Below are 20,917 nucleotides of genomic sequence, written 5' to 3' on the forward strand. Positions count from 1 at the left end.
CTCACTGCTGCCAACGGCAGGCAAAATGCTCCACCAGATCGATAAGGCCGAACAGGAACAGGCCCAGAAAGCTCAGGACGACGATGCCGGCATACATCTCCAGATAGTTGACCCGCAGCCAGGCATCCATGATATAGTAGCCCATGCCGTATTGCGTGCCGAAGGTCTCCGTGAAGAATAGCACCGAGATAGCCGTGGCCATCGCCACGCGCACCGCCGTGATGAACTTCGGCAGCGAGGCCGGAAATATCACATGGCGGAAAAGCTGGGCAAACGATGCCCCCAGCGAGTACAGCGGATAATACGTCTCCTCGGGGATGGCCCGGATGCCATCGCGCACGGCGATGATGACCTGAAAGACGATGATCAGGAAGATCATGAGGATCTTCGACCACTCGCCGATGCCAGCCAACAGCATCAGGATTGGCAGCAGGGCAATCTTCGGGATTGGATAGGTCAGATACACCAGCGGTGCCAGCAGCCGATCGGCTTTCTGGGAATAGCCCATCACCAGCCCGAGGGGGTAGCCGATGCCTACGGCCAGCACGAGCCCGGCTGCGATGCGCCAAAGGCTGTAAGCCCCGTGGATGGCGATGGCCTGTACAAAGACGTGGCCGAGCTTGGCAAAGACCTTGTCCGGCGCAGGGATGATCGGCAGTTCCACCAGCAGCGCGATTCCCCACCAAAGTGCGAGCAGGAACACGGCGCCGCCAAGATAGGCGCGCAATACGACTTTTCCTTTTCTCATCGCCGCACCTCCATCGCCTTGATCTTATCGCGCAGCTGCTGGCCAGCAGCAAAGAATTCCGCCGTCTGGCGTTTCTTGCGGCTGTCAGCCAGCTCATTTTGCCGCACCTCCTGCACGGTCCCCGGATGAGCGGCCATCAGCGCAATCTGCTGCCCCAGATAGAGGGCCTCCTCGACGTAATGCGTCACGAGGATCGTCGTGATATGGTTCTCCTGCCAAAGGTCGAGGAATACCTCCTGCATCTCCTCGCGCGTAATGGCATCAAGCGCCGAAAACGGCTCATCCATCAGCAGGATATCGGGGCGCAGCAGGAAAGCCCGCGCAAGGCCCACGCGCTGCTGCTGGCCGCCGCTGAGTTCCTGCGGATAGCGGTTCTCGAGTCCCGCAATGCCCAGCCGCTCGCACAATACCGCCATGCGTTCTTTCAAATCCGCCGTTTTTTCTCCTTTGATGCGGCAGCCCAGCATGATGTTCTCGGCCACCGTCTGCCAGGGCATCAGCCCGTAGTTCTGCGGCATGAAGCCAATTTTCATCGCCCGCGGATCGGCCGCTTTGCCCGCCAGCCGTACCGTCCCCTGATAATCGTGGATCAGTCCGGCCACGACTTTCAGCAACGTGGACTTGCCACAGCCCGAAGGGCCTATAACGGCACAAACCGTCCCTTGCGGGACGGTCAGGCTGACATCATGCAGGGCAAATCGTTCACTGCCATCAGCTGCATAGCTGACAGTCAAATGCTCTACTTCAATCATGTTATTCTCTTACCTTCAGCGTTTACTTGCTCAACAAATCCAAAACGATATCCTGATAGCTGTACGTCTCTGTGACAAGCTTCTTGCTATTGAGCCACTTGATGCAGTCGACGACATCGCTTTCCTTCGGCAGTGCCGCCTCATGATACTTCGGCAGCTTGAGTGCCTCCTTGGCCACTGGCGGGAAACCGCCCTTTTCGATGACCAGGTCGATATATTCGGCGCGGTCTGTGTTGTTGAGATATGCCACGGCCTTGTTATAGGCACGGTACATGGCCTGGATCTCTGCCTTCTTGTCCGCAGCTGCTTTGGCCGTAAACAGGATGACACCAGGATTGATGCCAAGCTCATCGGAGCCCGTCACGAACTGACAGCCGTTGTGGACGGCAATGCTGGCCATCGGCTCCGGCAATGTAGCGGCTGCGAGCTTACCGTTCTGCAGCATCTCCAGCCGCGTCGGAATCTGCGGGATAATGACCTTGTTGATGCTGTCGCCGTCCATGTTTTCCTTTGCGAGAATCTGGTCGGTCACATACTCGATGATCGTGTTGCGCGAAACGGCAACATCCTTGCCTGCAAGTCCCTTGACATCTTTGATGCCCGAATCCTTGCTCGCAATCAGCTTATAACTGCCATCGGTGAATGACGTGACCTTGACATCAAAGCCGCCGGATTTGGCAAAGGCTACCGCCAGCATATCCGAAACCGCCCCGTCAAGATTGCCGCTCTGCAGGGCCGAGTCGCGATCCATCGCGCTCTTGTACTGCTCGATGTTCACCTCGATGCCCTCCTCCCGGAAGAAGCCCTTCTCCTGCGCAATGATGAATGGCAGCGAGTCGGTATCCGGCATCAGGCCGATGGTCAGCGGCTGCATTTCCTTCTTCGTGTCAGCCTGCTTCGTCGTGCCGCAGCCAGCCAGCATGGCCAGCGCGAGCACCGTCAGGCAAATAGCGAGTAATTTCTTCAAAAGATTCATCCTTCTTTCTGGTTTTATTCTCAGCAGTCATCAATGCGATAGCAGACCCTCGAGCATCCCTGCGCCAATCTTGGCATAGCGGATGGCCTCATCGATCGTGCCCTTGTTCTCCGCATAGGCTGCAGCCGCCTTCTCCTTGAGCTGGCTGGCCTCCTGCTTCATGGCCGCCACCGAGTCGAGCTTATCATTCACATCGTCGATCATCTTCTGGGCCTCGTCGATGGACTTGCGCACATCAGCCGCCTGCGTGTCGCTTTCCGCACTCTGCTGCTTGTTCTGCTCGATCTGCCGCTGGCGCTCAGCCTCCTTGCCCGTCACCTTATCGACGAGCCGGCCGAGGGCTGAGCCCGGCGCACTGTCGCCCAGCTGTTCGTTGCGGCCCTTGGCCCGGCTCGACTGCTCCTCAAGCTGGCGCTGCTGCTCCTGCAAGTCCCGCTTCTGCTTCTCCAGCTGCTCGCGGCGCGCCTTGAGGTCAGCCTCCTGCCCCGCCAGCTTCTGCTCTTTGTCCTTGAGCTGCTGCTCCTGTACCTGCCGTGCCTGCTGCTTATCGCTATGATCCTGCGAGTAGCCCGCAATCATGAAGCCGATGAACAGCGCTGCAGCAAAGCCGCCAGCCAGGCAGAGCGCCTTCTTGCGCCCGGCCGTCAGGAATTTCTTCGGCTTTGCCTTGCCCTCCTCATGGCCGCTGCCATCACGCGCCAACTCGCGCACATTGCCGCCAGGACGCCCCTGCGGGAAGGCCGGCTTGATGCCCAGCGCATCATCGACAGGCGGCAGCTCCTGCGTATCCGACAGCCCCGGCTGCCGGACAGCTTTCACGGGCTGCATGTCCTCGGGACGCATGTATTGGGTTTTATCGAGATCCTCGTTCTTCATTCTTGTTCCTGTGTCTCCATTTGTTTCTGTTTCTTTTCTTCCTGCTCCAGCAGAGCTGCGTGCTCCTTCTGCATCGTCTCGCAGAGGCGCCGCAGCGTCCAAAGCGTATTGAATGGCGTCACCACCGACTTGAAGCGCACCTTCGGCACCCCGGCCTCCTGCAGGGCCAGCAGCACCTCATCCAGGCGCTTGTTGCGGATATTCTGCAGCACCATGACCTCATGGGGGAACACGAAATCATCCTGCTTCTTATCCGCCGCAGCCTGAAAGCCCTTCATGCCGAGAAGGTAGCCGACCTTTTCGCGCCAGGCCTCCACCGGCACCACCTTCGAGGCGATGCCCATCCGGCTCAGTACCTTGCGCGCAAGATGCAGCTTCTCTTCATCGCGGAATTGGTAGAATAACACCTGTTCTTTTCGTTTCATCGAAATGCTCCTTCGTCAGCGGGACAAGCCACGCATGATCAGATACGTCACCAGCTCGTCAAGGGACACGCCCTCTTCCTGCTTGCGCTCCTCCAGCGAGCGGCGCAGCGACTTGGGCAGCTTGACCGACAGCAGACCATCGGCACTTGCTGCGGCAGGGGCCATCTTCGGCGCCGCGGTCTTCTCCTTGGTCTCCTTTGCCGCTGCTGCTTTTGCCGTCGCCGTCTTTGCCGCTGCGGTCTTCGCCGGCTTCGCGGCCTTGGCCGTTTTCACGTCTGCCGCTGGTTTCTCCTTGGCCTCGGTCTTGGCCGCTGCCGCTTTCTTCTTGGCTGGTGCCGCCTTTTCCGTCGCAGCCTTTTCCGCCGCTGGCTCAGCCTTCTTCGCATCCTGCTTGTCAGCCTTCGCCGTCTTCTTCGCCGGTTTCTTCTTCTCCTCCGGCGGATAGACGAAGAACTCATTGTAGGCATTGCGCAGCGTCTCGCTGGCCTGCTTCGTGCCGACGCCGATGATATACGACGGCGTATCCGAATTCAGGAGCTCGGCGATCCGCACGAAATCCGAATCCGTCGTGATGATCAAGAACTTGCGCACGCCCTCCTGATAGAGGATCTTGGCCGAATCATAGATGGCCGAGTCCAGCGAATTCTTGCCATGATAGGTGCGGCTGATCTGGCGGAACGTAAAGCCCGGCCGGCGCATGAGCTTATCCCAGCGCTTCTGCTCGGGGCGTGCCTCCCAGTCCGAAACGACGATCGTGCGGCAGGGCTGGTAGCGCCTTGCCTTGCCCAGCGTATAGTTTAGCATCTCAAACGGCGCATTTTCGATATCATAAAGTATCGCCACCGTTTCATTACTCGAATCGAGTGTCATAAAATCCTTCCTTTAAAGTCTTATAGTCATACAGTCTTATCTATTCGCCCTTTTGCCGCAAAATCCTGCCAGTCTGGCTTCAGCGGCAAACTTCTTCGATGACACCGCCGCCTACAACGGTATCGCCGTCGTAGAACACGATGGACTGGCCTGGCGTCGCCGCACGCTGCGGCTCGTCAAAATGGACCTGCAAACGGCCGTCCGCCCGCAAAGACAGGCTGGCCATGCCCTCCTTCTTGCCATAGCGGATCTTGGCCGCATAGCGGCAAGGCTCCGTGAACTCATCAAACGCAATCCAGTTGAGATCGCCTGCCACCAGCCCCTCCGCATAGACATCCTGAGCCCCGCCGACGATGACCCGGTTGTTCTTCATGTCAAGCTCCGTGACATAGAGCGGCTCAGGAGCGGCGATGCCAAGGCCCTTGCGCTGGCCGATCGTATAAAGCGGCACGCCGTCGTGATGGCCGAGCACCTTCCCCTCACGGTTGACGATATCCCCCGGCTGCAAGCAGGACGGATTCTTATCCCGCAGGAAGGCCTTGTAATCATCGTGCGGGACAAAGCAGATTTCCTGGCTGTCCGGCTTATGGGCCACCGGCAGGTTGAACTTCTCCGCCAGCTCCCGCGTATGCACCTTCGTCATGCCGCCCAGCGGCAGCATGAAATGGCGCAGGGTCTTCTGGTTCAGATGGTAGAGCGCATAGGACTGATCCTTGTGGGTGTCAACGCCCTTCTTGAGGACATAGCGGCCGTTTTTCTCCTGCTCGATGCGCGCATAGTGTCCCGTGGCCAGGAACTCCGCCCCCAGTTCCAGCGTCTTGTCGAGGAGCAGGCCGAACTTCATATAGCGGTTGCAGGCAATGCAGGGATTCGGCGTCCAGCCCTTAGCGTAATCGGCCAGGAAATAGTCAATGACATCGCGCTGGAACGCCTCTTTGAAATTGACCGTATAATGCGGGATGCCGATGGTCTCCGCCACCCGGCGCGCATCGTCGACGCTGGCCAGGCTGCAGCAGCCGCGGTCGTTGCAGTCAAAGTCACGGCTCTCCTCGGAAAGCCGCATCGTGATGCCGATGACATCAAAGCCCTGCTCGACGATCAGCGCAGCCGTCAGCGAGCTATCCACACCGCCGCTCATTGCCACTACTACTTTTTTCTTTTCCATCTATTTCAATCTCCTATATCCGTACGAAATATCATGCGCTATAATCGCATTCGTATCTTTAAGTATAACATATTCTCGCCCAGACCCAAAGGAATCTTGTCACAGATACCCGGCAAATGCTAAACTAAACGATGAACGTATTCCCTTTGACTGCAACAGGAGGCATCGTCATGCACGTTACCGGTATCATCGCCGAGTATAATCCCTTCCATAACGGCCATCGCTATCAGCTCGAACAAATCCGGCAGACTTATCCAGGCAGCGCCATCATCGCCGTCATGAGCGGCAGCTTTGTCCAGCGCGGACAGGCAGCGCTCCTCGACAAATGGCAGCGCGCCGAGCTCGCCATCGCCGGTGGCTGCGATCTCGTACTGGAGCTGCCCTTTGCCTTTGCCTGCCGCAGTGCGCAGGATTTCGCCCGCGGCGGCGTACAGCTGCTGACAAAGCTTGGCATCGTCGACACCCTCGCCTTCGGCGCCGAATGTCCGTCGCTTGCCACGCTCCAAGCACTCGCTACGGCCATCGACTCTCCCGCCGTACAGACACAGCTGCATGCGCGGATAAGTGCTGGTGCCTCCTACGCCCAGGCGCTCACAGAGCTCACGACCACTGAAACCCAGGTGGATGCGTCGCTCCTGCACGCCCCCAACAACATCCTCGCCATCGAATACCTGCGGGCGCTGAAAAAAACGCCTAACATCGAGCCGCTGCTGATTCCGCGGACAGGGGCCGGCTACCACAATACCGACATTGCCACCCCTCACGCCAGCGCCTCGGCCATCCGGCAACTGCTGTATAAAGCAGCTAAAGCCACGCAAGCCGCAGGCGGCAAACTGTTACTGCCTCAGCTCACCGCTTGTGACAATCAGGCCCTGCAAGAAGCCCTGCCTGCCGCAGGCTTTGCCGCCATCCGTCAGCTCAACGCTTCTGAACTGCCAAGTCTCGACCACCTGCTCGTACCACTGCAAGCCCTTATGCTGCGAACTGACAACACAGCATTGCAAGAAATCGCCGGCATCAACGAAGGCCTTGAAAACCGCTTGCGCGACTGCCTGCAAACCGCCACAACCTATGACGAAGTCTTGACTGCCGCCACGACCAAGCGCTATCCCAAAAGCCGCATCGCCCGCACGCTCATCCACCTGCTGATCGGCCTCACGCAAACACAACTGGCATCCATGGACGACGCCGGCCCGCTCTACGCGCGCGTCCTCGCCTGCGGCCCACGCGGCCGCGACTTGCTCAAGCGCATAAAAAAAGCGGAAACACTTCCGCTCATCACAAAAACCAGCGCCTTCCTGACCAGCACCCAGCGCGCCCAAGGACTAGCCGCCCTATCCCCCCTGCAAAAGCAGCTTGCCCTCGACACAATGGCCACCGAGCTGCGCCAGCTGATTACACCGCAAACAGACAGGAAATGCAACGACTTCCAACAGTCACCACGCTTTTTCGGTTAGCGCACACTTACTATTTTCAACAACATCCGCATCTATACGCAATACCTGCCTGATTTGCCCTGTCAAATCAGGCAGGTATTGATAAAAAACAACAAAACCGCTATAATAGAGTTAGAAAAAAGACCACCGATAGACGGATTATTCCCTCGCTCGATGGTTATATCTTCATTAAACAGAAATAACCGCCGTTTTTCGAGGAAAGGCGGTTATTTTCTTTTGGCTATGTCACAACAAACAGTTGATAAATAGCCATTTTTATAGGGGAGTATCAGAACTCCCCTACAAACTGTTATTTGCAGTTATCTATACTCATTTGGAATTTCGATATGAAGTGTCTCACACAATAACTTCACATCATGTGCATCATTTTCATCAAACTCGTATCCCAGATGGAACATTACTTGACTATATGGTTCAATACAGGAAACCTCTATTTCCTCAATTCTTCCTTTACCCGAAAAAGTTTCTACCGGAAAACAATCCCCATCATAAAGAATTTCACCTTCGTCCGTATATTCAAAACAATGCAAATCAATAATTCTGTTTTTCAAATCTTCCCATACAGTATGGTTCAATGTTGTATATTCCATCTTAATCTCATAAAAGCCATTAGCTTTCATTATTTCTATAAAGTTCTGATAATCGTTCTTTTCTACAAAAATGTCAATATCATTATGGGCTCTTGACTGATATCCAAGAAGAGCATCTACACCCCAGCCACCATCAAGAAAGACTTTAATCTCCGCATCTATTGCAAATTGAAGAATCTGTTTTACATCTGTTATATTGACCATCTTATCATCTCCACAAATTCTAATTAGGCGACCAGAGGAACTGCTGGTCTGTTTGATAAATCTCTGCATTTAGCAGTTTTCAATGTTGCCAAAACGAAAGTTAAGAAGATGTTCCTTTTCTCCATGTCGCTTTCTTTGGCGTAATTTACAAGGTTATTCCACACAAGATAGTTGTTCAGATACTTGGTAGAAACACCGTTAAAGCCACGCATAAACCTCTTTAGCTGGCTATGGTAGCTATTGATATGTTGGATATTATAAATGCCTTTCTTGGCTTTGCCAGTCTTTAACTGCACAAGGTCAATGCCATTGGCATTTGTAAATCTCACATAGGAGTTCATCTTGTCCGTAACAAGAGTGGAATTGGTCTTAATCCTACCATCATAAATATGATGTAAATCTCTTGTAGAAACTCTACCAGTATTCGTAATCTTGGAGATAGACAAGCCATTCCTATTAACCGCACAAGGAACACATACCTTTTCTTGGGACAAGCCTCTGATATGTGTAGAATGACCACGCTTATGAGCCTTGCGTGGCATAGCAAATGTCTTACTCTTGCTATGATTGCCCTTGTACGAGATGGCGAAAAAAGTTTCGTCAGCCTCAATAATGCCGTCAAGGGTAACATCGTCTGCCATATTCTGAAGTGCATCCAAAATCTTGTGTCTCCAAAGGAATGCAGTGTTTCTGTGAATCCCACAAGCAACAGCAGTCTTACGAATGGATAAGCCATTCATCATACAATCAATGTACTGCTCCCACACGGACAAGTCTTTTCTTGTACCAGACACAATGGAGTTCGTAGCAATCACGAAGGACTTGCCACAATCCTTACATACATATCGCTGTGTGCCATCTTTACGATGACCATTGCGAACCACATGGATACAGCCACAAAGAGGGCATACACGACCATTTGCAAAGCGTTCCTTTGCTACGAAATCTTCAATATTCAAAGACTTTACAAAGGCAGGACTTAAAAGCATTGTTTTAAGGCTTTCCTGCTCTGCGACAGTCAACTTACCGATAATATCTAATGCGTCTTTGATAGTAGGCATATCCAATTACCTCCTTCGGTGGTACTGTTTCTTACTATTATTATACGCTATTTCTCGTCAAAAATCAACCATTTGTTGTGACAGAGCCTTTCTTTTTACCTCTATAATGAGGAGCAGGAGTATGGCACAGATGCCTAGAACGGTGTGCATGAGGTTGCTGTTTCAGCAGTCAAGCCCCTATGTTACGCTTGATAGAAGGCTTGTTTCGGATGTGCGAAGTTTGAGTAAATAAATATCCTCCCCATCATAAGAATCTCTCCTTACTCTATGACTTATTACGTTTCATAATGACTGGCAAGATATCCAATTATAGCTCTTGCAAAATCATCAGATTCCTTAGCAAAGCTTTTTTCACCTCGATAAATTTCTCTATTACCATTTTTATCTAAACGATATACAACATATCCACTGTCATTCCAAATGGCTTCGACTGGATAAGAAGGATTCCAGCGAGCATAATAAGGCGTGATAACAACATTCACATGTCCACGTCCTCGAATATATACTGAAGAATCATCAATATCTACTTTATATCCGGGACCACCATCTACTGGTACGACAGTCGCCTCTGCCACCGATCTCGTTTCACACATTATTGAAACACTAATTGCAAAGGTAGCCGCTAAAATAATACGCAAATACTTACTACTCATTATAAACATCTCCAATCTTCTGTCAGATAAAACAAATAAATCATGATTATATTATTGTTTTACAGGCGCACCTCCTCCGCTCTAATTTTTAAGTATTATTTCATACTGGTCCTATGTCAAGATTTAGTACAACATAAAATGAGAAATTTTAATTATTTTTAACTTACCAATCGTGATTCTCTAGCAACGCTCGCATTGTAAAGTTTTTCAAAGTCATCTGGCGAAAGATATCCACAATGGCTGTGAATCCGCTTTGTATTATAAAATGCTTCAATATACTCAAAAATTAGGCTGTGAGCATGATTAAAATCCCGGATTCTAAAGCGGTTCAGCCATTCACGCTTTATCAAGGCGTGAAATGACTCGATACAGGCATTATCCCATGGATAAGCTTTCTTGGAATAGCTCCGCTGCATTCGTGCGGTGGCCTTCTTATATTCTTTAGCTACGTATTGGCTGCCTCGGTCTGAGTGGATAATCAGTGGTAAATCGAGGTTGCGACGTAATTGCGCTTTTTGAATTGTTTCCGTTACACAGCTTACTTCTAAGCTATCAGAAAGCGTCCATGCGATGATTTTGCGAGAGTACAAGTCCATAATGCTGGTCAAGTATACAAATCCGTCAATTGTCCATACATAAGTGATGTCTGAGCACCAAACCGCATTAGGCCGTTCTGGATTAAATTGTTCATCCAAGATGTTCTGCAGACTGTCACTGAAGTCTGGATCAACAGTAGTTGGAACCCAGGGCTTAATCCATTGAGCGCGAATCCCCATCTGGCGCATATATTGACCTACAGTCCTTTCAGAGATGATTTCTCCGGATTTACGCAGTTCTGATGTGATTTTAGGCGCACCATAATTTTGATGAGACTCATCGTAGATTCGCTGGATTTGTTCTTTTACTTCCTGTCGTCTTATTGATGTGTCTGATGGCAAACGATGGCGTCAAGCGTTATAGCCCGAGCGTGAAACGCCAAGTTTTCGCAGCATTCCGGAGACGGAAATAGGGCGTCCTTCTTCTTTTGCAATTTCCGCCTGTTCAGAGACCTGAAGATAAATGGCCTCTGTTATTTTCCCAGAATGCTGATGGCTTTTTTTAACACGTCAAGTGCGTCTTTTGTATCGCGTAATTCACGGCGTAATCTGGCAATTTCTTTCTGTTCATCGGATTCGTAGTTGCCGGAACCTCTTACAACGATATCGCCGGAGTCACGAAGTTCTTTCCGCCACTTGGTCAAAGTGCTGTAACCGATGCCTAGGTTATTGGCGCAGCCACGCAAACCAAGCTCCTTATGACCTCCGCAATATTGAATTGCGTCAAGTTTAAACTGTTTGTCATGCTGTTTAGCCATTCTGAAATCCTCCTCAAGATTAGGTACGTACATTGTACTATGTTATGGGCTCATTTAGGATTTCTCATTTTGACTTGTACTATTTATATTCTAACTCCATCCTGCTCACAGCGTGAATCTAAGTCTAGACATTTCATGTTGATTCGTCACTTGTCGATGAGTGCCCGTTTGGCCTACTTTTATTCATTCATTTAGGTATTGAAGGACAACGTATAGCACATCATTAGTAGGGCCATTAGTTACTAGCCCCCATCTTCCAATACCCACATCTCTTATCCACCATTGATTATCAAAGTTTCCAAATTCCCAAAACATAGGTGGAGCACTGCCAGATTTTACTTTAACAAAAATGGTTCCATCATTTTGTCTTTTTATCGAATCTGTGAAAACAATCAAATTGCGACCAGCAGAAACCTCAGCCGCATCAACTAATGGCAATGAAACAAATTGTAAACTTATAACTATAAATGTTGTACATAAAAACCATACTAATATTTTTTTCACTTTAACCACACTCCTTTTTGTCGGGTCAATCATAAATAGTATTGGTTTATCACTCACTTTTCTCAGCATAATTTATGAAAATTCTTTATTGGCGCTGTTAGTATTTCAAGGTATTTATTCTACTCTATTTTTCCAATTCCGTATGTTATCCCCCCATTATCGTCTTAGATGATTCACTGTTAACTTCTTGCTGTACCACATTTTCTTTACTTTCCTCTCTTTTTTTCTCATCTATCAGCCATGCCGCCAAAAGAACTGCTCCCATAATGAAGAATACACTAAAATATATTTTAGTTTTTGATCTTCTAGCTTCTTGATATTTTCTATCATCATAATAATTATTACCTGCACGTTTTCTTTCTTTTAGCAGCCTATATTTATATATGTACTCTGATGTTTAAATGCAAAATCCGATAACCAACAACGCTTTACATATATAAATTCTAGTATGTAGCCAATCCATTAGGATACCTCCTTAACAAATATGATTGAATACATACTATAAAGCCTCTCTAGCTTGCTCATACCGTTCTCTTGTACCACTTAAAATTACACTATTCTCACTCCTTCGCTCTGCCTTATCCCCTCTGCCTATACTAAGCGGACTATTAGCAGTCTCGAACTCAATATACCCCGTTAAAAACTCTCCCTCCAATTTTGCCTGTATAGCTACAATAGATTTTAATGGTATAACCTTAAAATTTCTATCACCAATATTCCACAATCCACCAGCTGTTCTATCTATGACCACCGCCTTTTCATGCACATATAAATTCGCTCCTCGACAGTCTATTGCATAAAGATCCCGCCCCCAAAAATATTCGCAGGACTTGGCAATACTTCTGGCATAGGTTCTTTTTCTATATCTTCTATTTTCCTATTGGTATCTTCGTTATCAAGCTCTTTCATTTTATCAAAAAATCCCATTCATTATCACCTGCTTTCATTTCTCTAATCAGCCCAATGCAAAGCAATACTACGAATAATCCCGTCACGAACATAGAAAGACAAAGTCTTCAGAGCATCTTTACCTGCCCCATGATAGGTATAGACAATCCCTTTGGTACCTTGTTTTGTTCTATCTGGTTCCCCATATTTTTGCTTCATAACTTCCATTTTCATACCAACTTTAACCCCATCTGCTGTAGCCAACCCATTATCCGCAATAATCTCAATGTCCCAAATTTGCGAATCATTTTCTGGGCGAAAGAATTTTACTCGCAAACTATCTCCGTATATATACACCAATTTCTGATTGGATATCCTGCTAGGCTTACCATAAACACTTTCTACAAATGCTCGGGTATCAGTTGCAGCAATACCTGCTAATTTCAGCTGCGGAGTCGTCAAATGTCCCACAGGGCCAGCATATGCTTCCACTTTTATCATTCCAAATAGAAGAAAGCAAAACACTGCTAATAAGATTATCAAGATTTTTCCTTTCACAAAAAACACCTCTATTCTCACATCGGATATATTGTAAGTACTATACTTGCACGTTTCATTCCTGTTTCACCAGAAAACATATATTCACCTTGACCTATAGCTGTGCATATATTAGTATCACTGGCATTGTATGGCCAAAATTTATAGGAAGATGAAAAGCCGTAAAATGCCTCAAATTCTTCATCAAGAGAAGAACAGTTCAAGCCTGACTTATCGAAGCTTAACGGACTTTCCTTCAGTAAATCTATCCTATCAATTGCCCCTGCATCAAATCTCACTACAACGCCCTGTTTCTTGTAATACCATCTACGCTCCATTTTACGTGTTGGCTTCCCCCATGCCTTAATCAAAGCCTTTTCTGTCATCCCTAGGTATACACCATTGACCGATTCATAATATTGAGGTTGCGGCGTAGGGAATAGTGTAATTGCTCCATTAACTGTCATGCATTTATGCAGACCTCCGGCCAACCCAACTGTAAGATTCAGCACAATATTTTGACCATTCTCGTTAACAATATATTTGCCGCAACCATTGCTGGCAGATGCGCCACCTGCATACTCACCACTAATCACAGGCATGCCATTTATTTTCCCATCCTTTATGTCCAGTATTAAATTCCCCGTATCATGGTCATACCATTTTCCTTCCCTAGCTTTTAACCCCCATATATTTGCGGCTTCTGCATCTGATGTTCCCAAAGTTACCATTGCTAATACCACCACTATTAATCCAGACAATAAAAGCATCGAAACCTTTTTCATAATCGTCCTCCTAATTGAAATTAAAATCCTTTATGACGAAAATCACCATATCTTATCGGAGAAATCAACTGTTTACCATCACGAGAAACAAATCCTTGAAAAGGAGACGGCTTGCCTGTATATGTATACCACATACATTCAGCAATCAACAAGTAAGCATCATCATTACCACCAGTCATACCATTATAAAAACTACGAATGTCCTCTCTTTCTTGTGAGCCACGCGTTCTCTGTCCTATAAGACCTTCAAGAACATTCATTACTGCCGATTTGTAAAATACATTTTTCTCAACCATAACTGAAAAACCTTGGTATTGATTGCTATACATAGCAGACATTGGAATAAAGCTCTCTTTTATCTTTTCTCCGGTGCGTTTATCCATCACATAGAACTTACCAAAAAAATACGCTCCTTCTATTCCATAAAATGGTGCTTCTCTTCGCTTTCCCATCTCACAACGTAATGAATCAGAATCTAAATACATCCCCGTTATTTCGTCAATATCAAATGCTTTAATATAGGCAGCTTCTGCCAATACAGTCATACACAACAACCCTACTAATAAACAAAATGAAGTTTTTGCAATTGTTTTCTCCATTGGATATTCCTCCTTGTATAGTATGTTCGTAAGTAAGATTTTCGCCTCATCTATACCGTTGAACTAACTTCTATTTTGGTTATCACCCAAAGGCGGTGCTCACTCGAAAAAGCATGTCTTCTTTCTATCCTTTTTGCCGGTATTTATATCGGCTCCCGAAACTATGAATTAGCACTCATATCCTTTTCTCCTTATAACTTACAAATATCTTTTCCTAACCTTATCTTTGTTCTTTTTCACACAAGAAAGAATTTCTTTGACTGTCATAACTTTAACAGATAATTCTACGCCCTTTATTTCAAACATTGCTCGAATATCTCCTAGGCATTTCTGAAAATCCGCTATTTCTTCCTTCATTTTGTCTTCAGCCTTTTTATATTCATCCTGCAAATTAGCTGACATATTATTCATGACGGATGTTGGCACTGTCCAATATCCAACCACCAACGTGATTTTCTTCACCTCGGAAAATTCCTCTTTCTGTTCGACAACACCATTATAAATACCGATAATATGCTTCAAAATTTGGAACGCATCAAACTGACTATACTTGCATGAATAAACACTTCTATTAAGAGCATCTTTATTCATTAACCATTTAATCAAAATTTCCGCCACAAAAAACATTTCCCTGTTATAATACCGCGCTTCATCATGTAGATATGCCCGCGCCAAACCACTTGGTTTATAGAATAGCCATTCCAGCATTTTCATCTCAAAAAAGATTATTTCCTTCCCATTTGTCAGCTGTACATCAAGATTGGCCTTACCGCCTCGTTTGAGCACTGGCAACTGTCGTTCATACTGCAAGGTGTATTTTCCCACCGGCCAGCCGCAAGTATTTTCCCCCACCTGCACCGGGCTATTGCCAAAGATATTAAAAGTCATCGCCGATGAAGAATACACAGCTGCCATCTTCCTCTGCAATTCATTGCCGGAGCCTCTTGCAAATGCATCGCAAACTTCTAGAGACATCTTATTGAGCAGGTTGTCCTGAAAATCTACAAAATAATAGGGCTGTTCATCTACAAATAAAGGCCGTTCACGCTTTTCCAATACCATCTCCGCTCGTTGCTTGATTACATCATTAATAAATTCACGAAGTTTCTTTTTGGACATAAACACCGCCTCCCATCATTAATTTTATCTATAGGCCAAAAGAAGATTGGAACGTAAATAATACCATGGTTATTTTAACAGTGAAAAAATTCTGTCATTTAGCAGGAAAATGGGGTAAAATGCCGAAATAGAACAAAAAACAACGATACTTTAATGCAAATCAAGGATTCCATGGAGCGTAAATGATACCATGGATTTTTTTACGCCTACTCCGCAGCTGATTCATTAGCCCACTTCAAGAAGGTAGGCGCAGAAACGCCCAAAACCGCCGCCGCCTTGCGGGCAGATATTTTTCCAGCTTCCCACTGCGCATGGATAGCTTTATAGCCATCTGGTTTCTCCATGGGCTTTCTGCCTAGCATCACGCCTCTTGCCTTAGCCGCCGCCAGTCCCTCCATGGTGCGCTGGTGATTCATGTTCCGCTCCGTTTCCGCCACGTAAGAAAAGACTTGTATGACCAGATTGGAGATAAGTTTTGCTGTGAGGTCATCTCCATACTTATTGCGAGTATCGAGGAGAGGCAGGTCGATAACCACAATGGCAGCCTCCTTCTCTTTGGTGATGATATCCAGCTGACGGGTCATTTCGTCATAATTGCGCCCCAACCTGTCCAAACTCTTTACCACCAGCGTATCCCCAGGGGTAAGGCGTTTCATCATCTTCGTGTAGGCAGGACGGTCAAAATCCTTGCCGCTTTGCTTGTCCACAAAGACACATTCCTTGGGAATGCCGAATTTTTTCAGTGCCAGCCATTGACGATCATCCCGCTGGGAAATGGTAGATACACGGATGTAACCATAGACCGTACCGTTGTTGTTCTTTTTCATAAGCAATTCCTCCATTCAACGATGTTCGAGCACCATGTTCATTTTAGAGGAATCCTTGATTGCAAATAAAATAAAAAGCGGAATGACACCCCCAATATATCTCACGCAAAGTCGCGCAGATATCCATAAAGTTTGTCATTCCGCTAGGTATTCAGTTTTTATGGAAGAGCTCTTGCAGCTCTTATATTATGGAGTTGACAAGTCAAATGCAAGCAATAACATCGATTGGCGTGCAACATAATAATAGGCGGCTGACATTTGACTTGTCAGCCGCCCGCTTGGCTTTTTCCTGTTATGCAGTCTGTTCCTTCATAAGTTCCTGAATTCGTTTCAAAGGTAAATTCACCGACCCGCTAATATCTTCTGCTGTAAACTTTCCTTTGGCAATCATACGCCGTGCGCTGGCCAGTTTTTCTTCTTCCCTGCCTTTATCAAAACCTTTTTTCTCAATGCCTTCGCTCAAATTACACATTTTATCCACGCCCCTCTCTAATTCGGGTGTAATCTCAATATCAAATTCATCCGTCAGTATATGACGTTTCTCCTGCTTGGTGAGGTAATTATCCACCATCATCATATTCAGCAGCCGCAATAGACCATTCAGTTCCGTATATTTCTTGTTACCTAGACAAATCATCACGACATTTAACCAGCGATAGTCTGTGGTACTGTCTCGATGGTCAGCGGCAGCTGGGGGCCGGTTTCGCGCCAGCGAAGGCCCTCTGCAATGGCTTGACGGCCGTGATGCTGAATTGACAAGTCAAATCAGGCAGGTATTGAAAAAACGGCAGGACCGCTATAATAGAACTAGAAAAAGACCACCGATAGACGGATTATTCCTTCGCTCGATGGTTTATATCTAAAGTTCTTTAGAAATAACCGCCCGAGGTAGGAAATCGGCGGTTATTTCTTTTTTATCTGTTTATCCCTGTACGTCACAGTACACGGCGATAGCCTGTGGTACTGTCTCGATGGTCAGCGGCAACTGCGGGCCGATTTCGCCATCGAGGTCGCTCTGCAATGGCTCGGCAGCCGTGATGCGGAAGCTGCGCGCCTGGATATGCAGCACCTTATCTTTCTCCGACACCGGCTTGCCTGCGATGAGGTCGGCCGTCACCGCCATCAGTGACGGGATGCCGCATTTGCGGATGGCCAGCAAATCGAGCTTACCATCCGTTACCGAAACATCTTTGGCGACATTTTTCATGCTGCCGACGACGGCACTGTTGATGACGACAAACAGGAAGGCCTCCAGCTCATGCAGCTTCCCATCGGCCTCGATTGTCATCGGCACGGCACGGAATTTCGGCAGTTCGCCAATGCCCTTGATATAATAGGCCATCTTGCCCAGCGCATTCTTGAGCCGTGCATCCACCTCATGCGCAATGCCTGTCATCATGCCGGCGCTGGCAACATTGATGAAATAATCCTCGCCAACCTTGCCAAGATCCATGCGGCAAGACTTGCCGCTTGCGATGATATCGAAGTATTTTTCCATATCCTCATTGATCTTGAGATACGTCGCAAAATCGTTGGACGTGCCGCTGCCGATGATGCCGAGGGGCAAGTCGATGTTGTTCTTGACCATGAGATTCACGCACTCATGCACCGTGCCATCGCCGCCAGCCGCCAGGATGCCCTCAGGCTCCGTCTCGCGCACGAAATCAACGAAATCCTCGTTGCCCTCTTTCTTGGTGCGGAACATAAGCAGCAGGATATTGCGGCGCTGAAACGCCTCCACCATGCCATCGAGCTTGTTCTTGAATGCAGCATGCCCCGATACGGGATTATAGAAAAGAACCAGCTTTTTCACTGTCTATGCCTCCTAGAAAAAACGAGCAGGTCCGCTGCTCGTCTGTTTATCTTATCCGTTTGCTTTCGTCTTGAAAACGCCGATGCGGCGCAGGAATTTGATGCCGATGCGGCCAATCATCGGCATGCGCTCAAGGTCCTCCTCGAGCAGGCCGCCGATCAGCAGCATGACCGCGATGTAGACCGCACAGCCGAAGAACACGGCGCCGAAGGTCGAGATGACACCAATCTGCCACCAGGCCATGGTCCAATCGTAGAAGAAGTAGACCGCCGCTGCCATGACCGCCGAAGCGATGATGGTCTTCAAGAGCTGTGGGATCTCCATGCGATACCCGATGAACTTGTAGATGAAGATCAGATTGATGATGGCAGCGACACCCATGTCAGCCGCCGTTGCCCAGGCAGCACCCATGATGCCGAGCCAGGGAATTGCGGTGAGTTCCCAGTTCAGGACGACCTTGGCCACCGCCGCCAAGATCATATTGACCATCGGGATGGTCGGATGGCCGAGGCCCTGCAGGATGCCTGTCGACACCTGATGCAGGCCCAGCAGGATGATGCTGACCGCCGAAATCATGACAGCAGGGCCAGCCCCCGGCGCATTGTAGATAAGGGACGAAATCGGCGTCGCCAGCACGAATACGATGACAAATGCTGGGAAGCAGACGAAGTTCGAGATGCGGACAGAAGCCGCCGTCTGATTGTAGACGCGCTTCATATCCTGCAAAGCCCGCGCCTCCGAGATGGCCGGTACGATACTCATAGCCATCGAAGCCGTGATGATACACGAAAGGTTTACAAGCGGCACCGCCATACCCGTGAGGTAGCCGAAAAGCTCTGTCGCCTCGTTGACGCTATAGCCTGCGACCTCCAAGCGCTGCGGCACAATCATCAAATCCAGATTGGAAACAACCGGCAGCATGATGCTGGCCGCCGAAACCGGCAGCGACAGCTTGAAGATGCGCTTGATGATCTGCCAGGCTGGCTCGCTCTCCTGCCCGGGCAGCGGCTGCAAGTCATTGCCATAGTCGCGCTCAATATCGCGGTCGAGCTTCCAGTGGAAGTAGACAAGCACCATAAGGCCCGTCACAGCTCCCGCTAAAGCACCCAACGACGCACCAGCTGATGCGTAGTCAAGGCCCCAGGGCAGCAGAAGCTCCGCCAAGAGAATCATCGTGATGACACGGAAAATCTGCTCGACAATCTGCGAGACTGCCGTTGGCGTCATGCGCTGCCAGCCCTGCAGATAACCGCGGGAACTTGCAAGCAGCGTGACAAAGAATACCGTTGGTGCCAGCACAACGATGGACTTATAGGCACGCGGATCGCGCACAAACTGCCAGTCGATGAGCCAGTCCGCGGCAAAATAGGTCAGGAACGAAAATACAAGACCTGTTGCCACCATCAAAGCCATCGAGATATGGAACACACGCCTTGCCCCAAAGATATCTTTAAGGGCAACCTTCTCTGCCGTGATGATGGAAATGGCCACCGGCACACCGGCCTGTGACACCGTCATGGCAAAGAAATAAATAGGAAAGGCCATTTGGTAAAGACCAATACCTTCACCGCCAAGGATTCGGGACACAAAAATCCAATTCAGTGAACCGATGACCTTGACGACAAACCCAGCCACAGTCAGGATAAATGTTCCCTTGAGGAACGATTCTCCCTTGCTGGATTTCTTTTCTTCTTTAACTTCCTGGTTACTTATGGGAAACACCGCCTATGTACAAAGGCACGCCACTTCCCCGCAGCATGCCCGTTTTGCAAAATCATCGCGCAATCGCTATAATAAGGATACGCAACATAGGAAATTATATCATCATTAGCGTTGACTTTCCACTATTATTTCTGCCAACGGCCGAAATCGGCCAAGGAGTACCTATGAACAAGAATCTCATCGAATTCGATATGGCCGTCGGCCGCGAAAAACCTGTAACCATCTTCACGCAGGAAAATGCCTGCCCTTTCTGTGACACCGACCATCTGACCGACATCATCGACCGCGACGGCACCATCATCCTGCTGCGCAATAAATACAACGTGCTCAAGGGCACGGAGCAATTCGTGCTGATTGAGGGCGATGCCTGCCAAAGCGATATGCCTGCCTACAGCCGTGCGCACATGCACCGGCTCATCCGTTTCGGCATCCATCACTGGCTGCGTCTCAAAAACTCCGGCGAATATGCCGACGTCATCTTCTTCAAGAACTTCGGCCCGCTCTCTGGCGGCACCATCCGCCATCCGCATATGCAGTACATCGCATTTCCCGCCTTGACTGAGCCGCTGACTGTCCAGCCTGAGGAATTTTCCGGCCCTGTCATCTACGAGCAGGGCCAAGTGAAAATGACTGTTTCCGAGCAGCCGCATATCGGCTTCTGGGAGTTCAACCTTATCGCCACAGCGCAGGATTCTGCTACCATCGACACGCTGGCCGACTACATCCAGCTGGGCACCGATTACTTGACCCATCACTTCCATAAGCGCTGCAACAGCTACAACATTTTCTTCTACGAACGCGAAGGAACCATATACGTCAAACTGACGCCTCGCTTTGCCACGCCGCCCATCTACATCGGCTATAACCTCCGCGTGCGGCCATCGAACTATCAGGATGCCATAGCTGAACTTCACCACATCTACGGCACTTCCCCATTTGCCTAAAAATTGCAGTTTGACTGTCCGTGCGTGGTTAAAATAAACTCGTTACAG

At 48.8% G+C, this 20,917-nt stretch carries 25 protein-coding genes; 2 read left to right on the top strand and 23 right to left on the bottom strand.

What is annotated here, in order from left to right:
• Position 1: 1 nt before the first annotated feature.
• The 7 genes from FZ041_RS11705 to mnmA all read right to left on the bottom strand — a co-directional run bounded on the left by FZ041_RS11705 (position 2) and on the right by mnmA (position 5,812).
• The gene (locus FZ041_RS11705) at positions 2 to 748 is read right to left on the bottom strand and encodes an ABC transporter permease (protein ID WP_149189693.1); all 747 of its coding nucleotides are present in this window, start codon (positions 746 to 748) and stop codon (positions 2 to 4) included.
• Complete coding sequence (locus tag FZ041_RS11710) at positions 745 to 1,500, bottom strand: ABC transporter ATP-binding protein (RefSeq protein ID WP_149189694.1); 756 nt, start codon at positions 1,498 to 1,500, stop codon at positions 745 to 747. The genes FZ041_RS11705 and FZ041_RS11710 overlap by 4 nt, the downstream gene beginning before the upstream one ends.
• Positions 1,501 to 1,522: 22 nt before the next feature.
• Positions 1,523 to 2,467: an ABC transporter substrate-binding protein gene (locus FZ041_RS11715; RefSeq protein WP_439653970.1), complete on the bottom strand. Its 945-nt coding sequence runs from the start codon at positions 2,465 to 2,467 to the stop codon at positions 1,523 to 1,525.
• A gap of 39 nt (positions 2,468 to 2,506) precedes the next feature.
• A complete protein-coding gene (locus FZ041_RS11720; protein ID WP_149189696.1) occupies positions 2,507 to 3,352 on the bottom strand; it encodes a hypothetical protein in 846 nt (281 codons plus the stop codon).
• Positions 3,349 to 3,777 carry a DUF3783 domain-containing protein gene (locus FZ041_RS11725; protein ID WP_075445736.1) on the bottom strand — a complete coding sequence of 143 codons (429 nt, stop codon included), beginning with the start codon at positions 3,775 to 3,777 and terminating at the stop codon, positions 3,349 to 3,351. Before FZ041_RS11725 ends, FZ041_RS11720 begins: the two co-directional genes overlap by 4 nt.
• A 15-nt stretch (positions 3,778 to 3,792) precedes the next feature.
• On the bottom strand, positions 3,793 to 4,647 hold the full coding sequence (locus tag FZ041_RS11730) for an NYN domain-containing protein (protein ID WP_149189697.1): 855 nt from the start codon (positions 4,645 to 4,647) through the stop codon (positions 3,793 to 3,795).
• A gap of 79 nt (positions 4,648 to 4,726) precedes the next feature.
• Positions 4,727 to 5,812, bottom strand: a complete 1,086-nt coding sequence (mnmA, locus tag FZ041_RS11735; protein WP_149189698.1) for a tRNA 2-thiouridine(34) synthase MnmA — start codon at positions 5,810 to 5,812, stop codon at positions 4,727 to 4,729.
• A 170-nt stretch (positions 5,813 to 5,982) separates the two neighbouring features.
• Between mnmA and FZ041_RS11740 the strand changes: the two genes are divergently transcribed.
• Complete coding sequence (locus tag FZ041_RS11740; protein WP_149189699.1) at positions 5,983 to 7,269, top strand: tRNA(Met) cytidine acetate ligase; 1,287 nt, start codon at positions 5,983 to 5,985, stop codon at positions 7,267 to 7,269.
• A 299-nt stretch (positions 7,270 to 7,568) separates the two neighbouring features.
• Here the strand turns inward: FZ041_RS11740 and lnu(C) are convergent, their stop codons facing one another.
• The 16 genes from lnu(C) to FZ041_RS11815 form a co-directional block, all read right to left on the bottom strand.
• Positions 7,569 to 8,063: a lincosamide nucleotidyltransferase Lnu(C) gene (gene lnu(C) / locus FZ041_RS11745; protein WP_019543803.1), complete on the bottom strand. Its 495-nt coding sequence runs from the start codon at positions 8,061 to 8,063 to the stop codon at positions 7,569 to 7,571.
• Between the two features lie 23 nt (positions 8,064 to 8,086).
• On the bottom strand, positions 8,087 to 9,124 hold the full coding sequence (locus FZ041_RS11750; protein ID WP_002837184.1) for an IS1595-like element ISSag10 family transposase: 1,038 nt from the start codon (positions 9,122 to 9,124) through the stop codon (positions 8,087 to 8,089).
• Positions 9,125 to 9,399: 275 nt separating this feature from the next.
• Positions 9,400 to 9,777: a hypothetical protein gene (locus FZ041_RS11755; protein ID WP_149189700.1), complete on the bottom strand. Its 378-nt coding sequence runs from the start codon at positions 9,775 to 9,777 to the stop codon at positions 9,400 to 9,402.
• A 158-nt stretch (positions 9,778 to 9,935) separates the two neighbouring features.
• A complete protein-coding gene (locus FZ041_RS11760) occupies positions 9,936 to 10,715 on the bottom strand; it encodes an IS3 family transposase (protein ID WP_222931163.1) in 780 nt (259 codons plus the stop codon).
• 131 nt (positions 10,716 to 10,846) lie between these two features.
• A complete protein-coding gene (locus tag FZ041_RS11765; protein ID WP_149189701.1) occupies positions 10,847 to 11,131 on the bottom strand; it encodes a transposase in 285 nt (94 codons plus the stop codon).
• 183 nt (positions 11,132 to 11,314) lie between these two features.
• Entirely contained in the window at positions 11,315 to 11,635 is a 321-nt protein-coding gene (locus FZ041_RS11770) for a hypothetical protein (protein ID WP_149189702.1), read from the bottom strand.
• Between the two features lie 499 nt (positions 11,636 to 12,134).
• On the bottom strand, positions 12,135 to 12,401 hold the full coding sequence (locus tag FZ041_RS11775; RefSeq protein ID WP_222931164.1) for a hypothetical protein: 267 nt from the start codon (positions 12,399 to 12,401) through the stop codon (positions 12,135 to 12,137).
• A gap of 23 nt (positions 12,402 to 12,424) precedes the next feature.
• Positions 12,425 to 12,562 (bottom strand): hypothetical protein, encoded by a 138-nt coding sequence (locus FZ041_RS14480; RefSeq protein WP_187626373.1) that lies wholly within the window; start codon positions 12,560 to 12,562, stop codon positions 12,425 to 12,427.
• A gap of 24 nt (positions 12,563 to 12,586) precedes the next feature.
• Positions 12,587 to 13,081 carry a hypothetical protein gene (locus tag FZ041_RS11780; protein ID WP_149189704.1) on the bottom strand — a complete coding sequence of 165 codons (495 nt, stop codon included), beginning with the start codon at positions 13,079 to 13,081 and terminating at the stop codon, positions 12,587 to 12,589.
• A 17-nt stretch (positions 13,082 to 13,098) separates the two neighbouring features.
• On the bottom strand, positions 13,099 to 13,845 hold the full coding sequence (locus FZ041_RS11785; RefSeq protein WP_149189705.1) for a hypothetical protein: 747 nt from the start codon (positions 13,843 to 13,845) through the stop codon (positions 13,099 to 13,101).
• A gap of 20 nt (positions 13,846 to 13,865) precedes the next feature.
• Entirely contained in the window at positions 13,866 to 14,444 is a 579-nt protein-coding gene (locus tag FZ041_RS11790; RefSeq protein WP_149189706.1) for a hypothetical protein, read from the bottom strand.
• 198 nt (positions 14,445 to 14,642) lie between these two features.
• Positions 14,643 to 15,563 carry a hypothetical protein gene (locus FZ041_RS11795; RefSeq protein ID WP_149189707.1) on the bottom strand — a complete coding sequence of 307 codons (921 nt, stop codon included), beginning with the start codon at positions 15,561 to 15,563 and terminating at the stop codon, positions 14,643 to 14,645.
• Positions 15,564 to 15,769: 206 nt separating this feature from the next.
• Entirely contained in the window at positions 15,770 to 16,390 is a 621-nt protein-coding gene (locus tag FZ041_RS11800; protein WP_149189708.1) for a recombinase family protein, read from the bottom strand.
• Positions 16,391 to 16,682: 292 nt separating this feature from the next.
• On the bottom strand, positions 16,683 to 16,967 hold the full coding sequence (locus FZ041_RS11805) for a hypothetical protein (protein ID WP_187626374.1): 285 nt from the start codon (positions 16,965 to 16,967) through the stop codon (positions 16,683 to 16,685).
• Positions 16,968 to 17,312: 345 nt separating this feature from the next.
• Positions 17,313 to 18,203, bottom strand: a complete 891-nt coding sequence (locus FZ041_RS11810; RefSeq protein WP_149189709.1) for a diacylglycerol/lipid kinase family protein — start codon at positions 18,201 to 18,203, stop codon at positions 17,313 to 17,315.
• A gap of 51 nt (positions 18,204 to 18,254) precedes the next feature.
• Positions 18,255 to 19,925, bottom strand: a complete 1,671-nt coding sequence (locus tag FZ041_RS11815) for a putative polysaccharide biosynthesis protein (protein ID WP_149189710.1) — start codon at positions 19,923 to 19,925, stop codon at positions 18,255 to 18,257.
• A gap of 164 nt (positions 19,926 to 20,089) precedes the next feature.
• Between FZ041_RS11815 and FZ041_RS11820 the strand changes: the two genes are divergently transcribed.
• Complete coding sequence (locus tag FZ041_RS11820; RefSeq protein WP_149189711.1) at positions 20,090 to 20,869, top strand: DUF4931 domain-containing protein; 780 nt, start codon at positions 20,090 to 20,092, stop codon at positions 20,867 to 20,869.
• Positions 20,870 to 20,917: the final 48 nt, after the last annotated feature.

It is taken from the genome of Pseudoselenomonas caprae (genome assembly GCF_008271345.1).
Lineage (GTDB): Bacteria > Bacillota > Negativicutes > Selenomonadales > Selenomonadaceae > Selenomonas_A > Selenomonas_A caprae.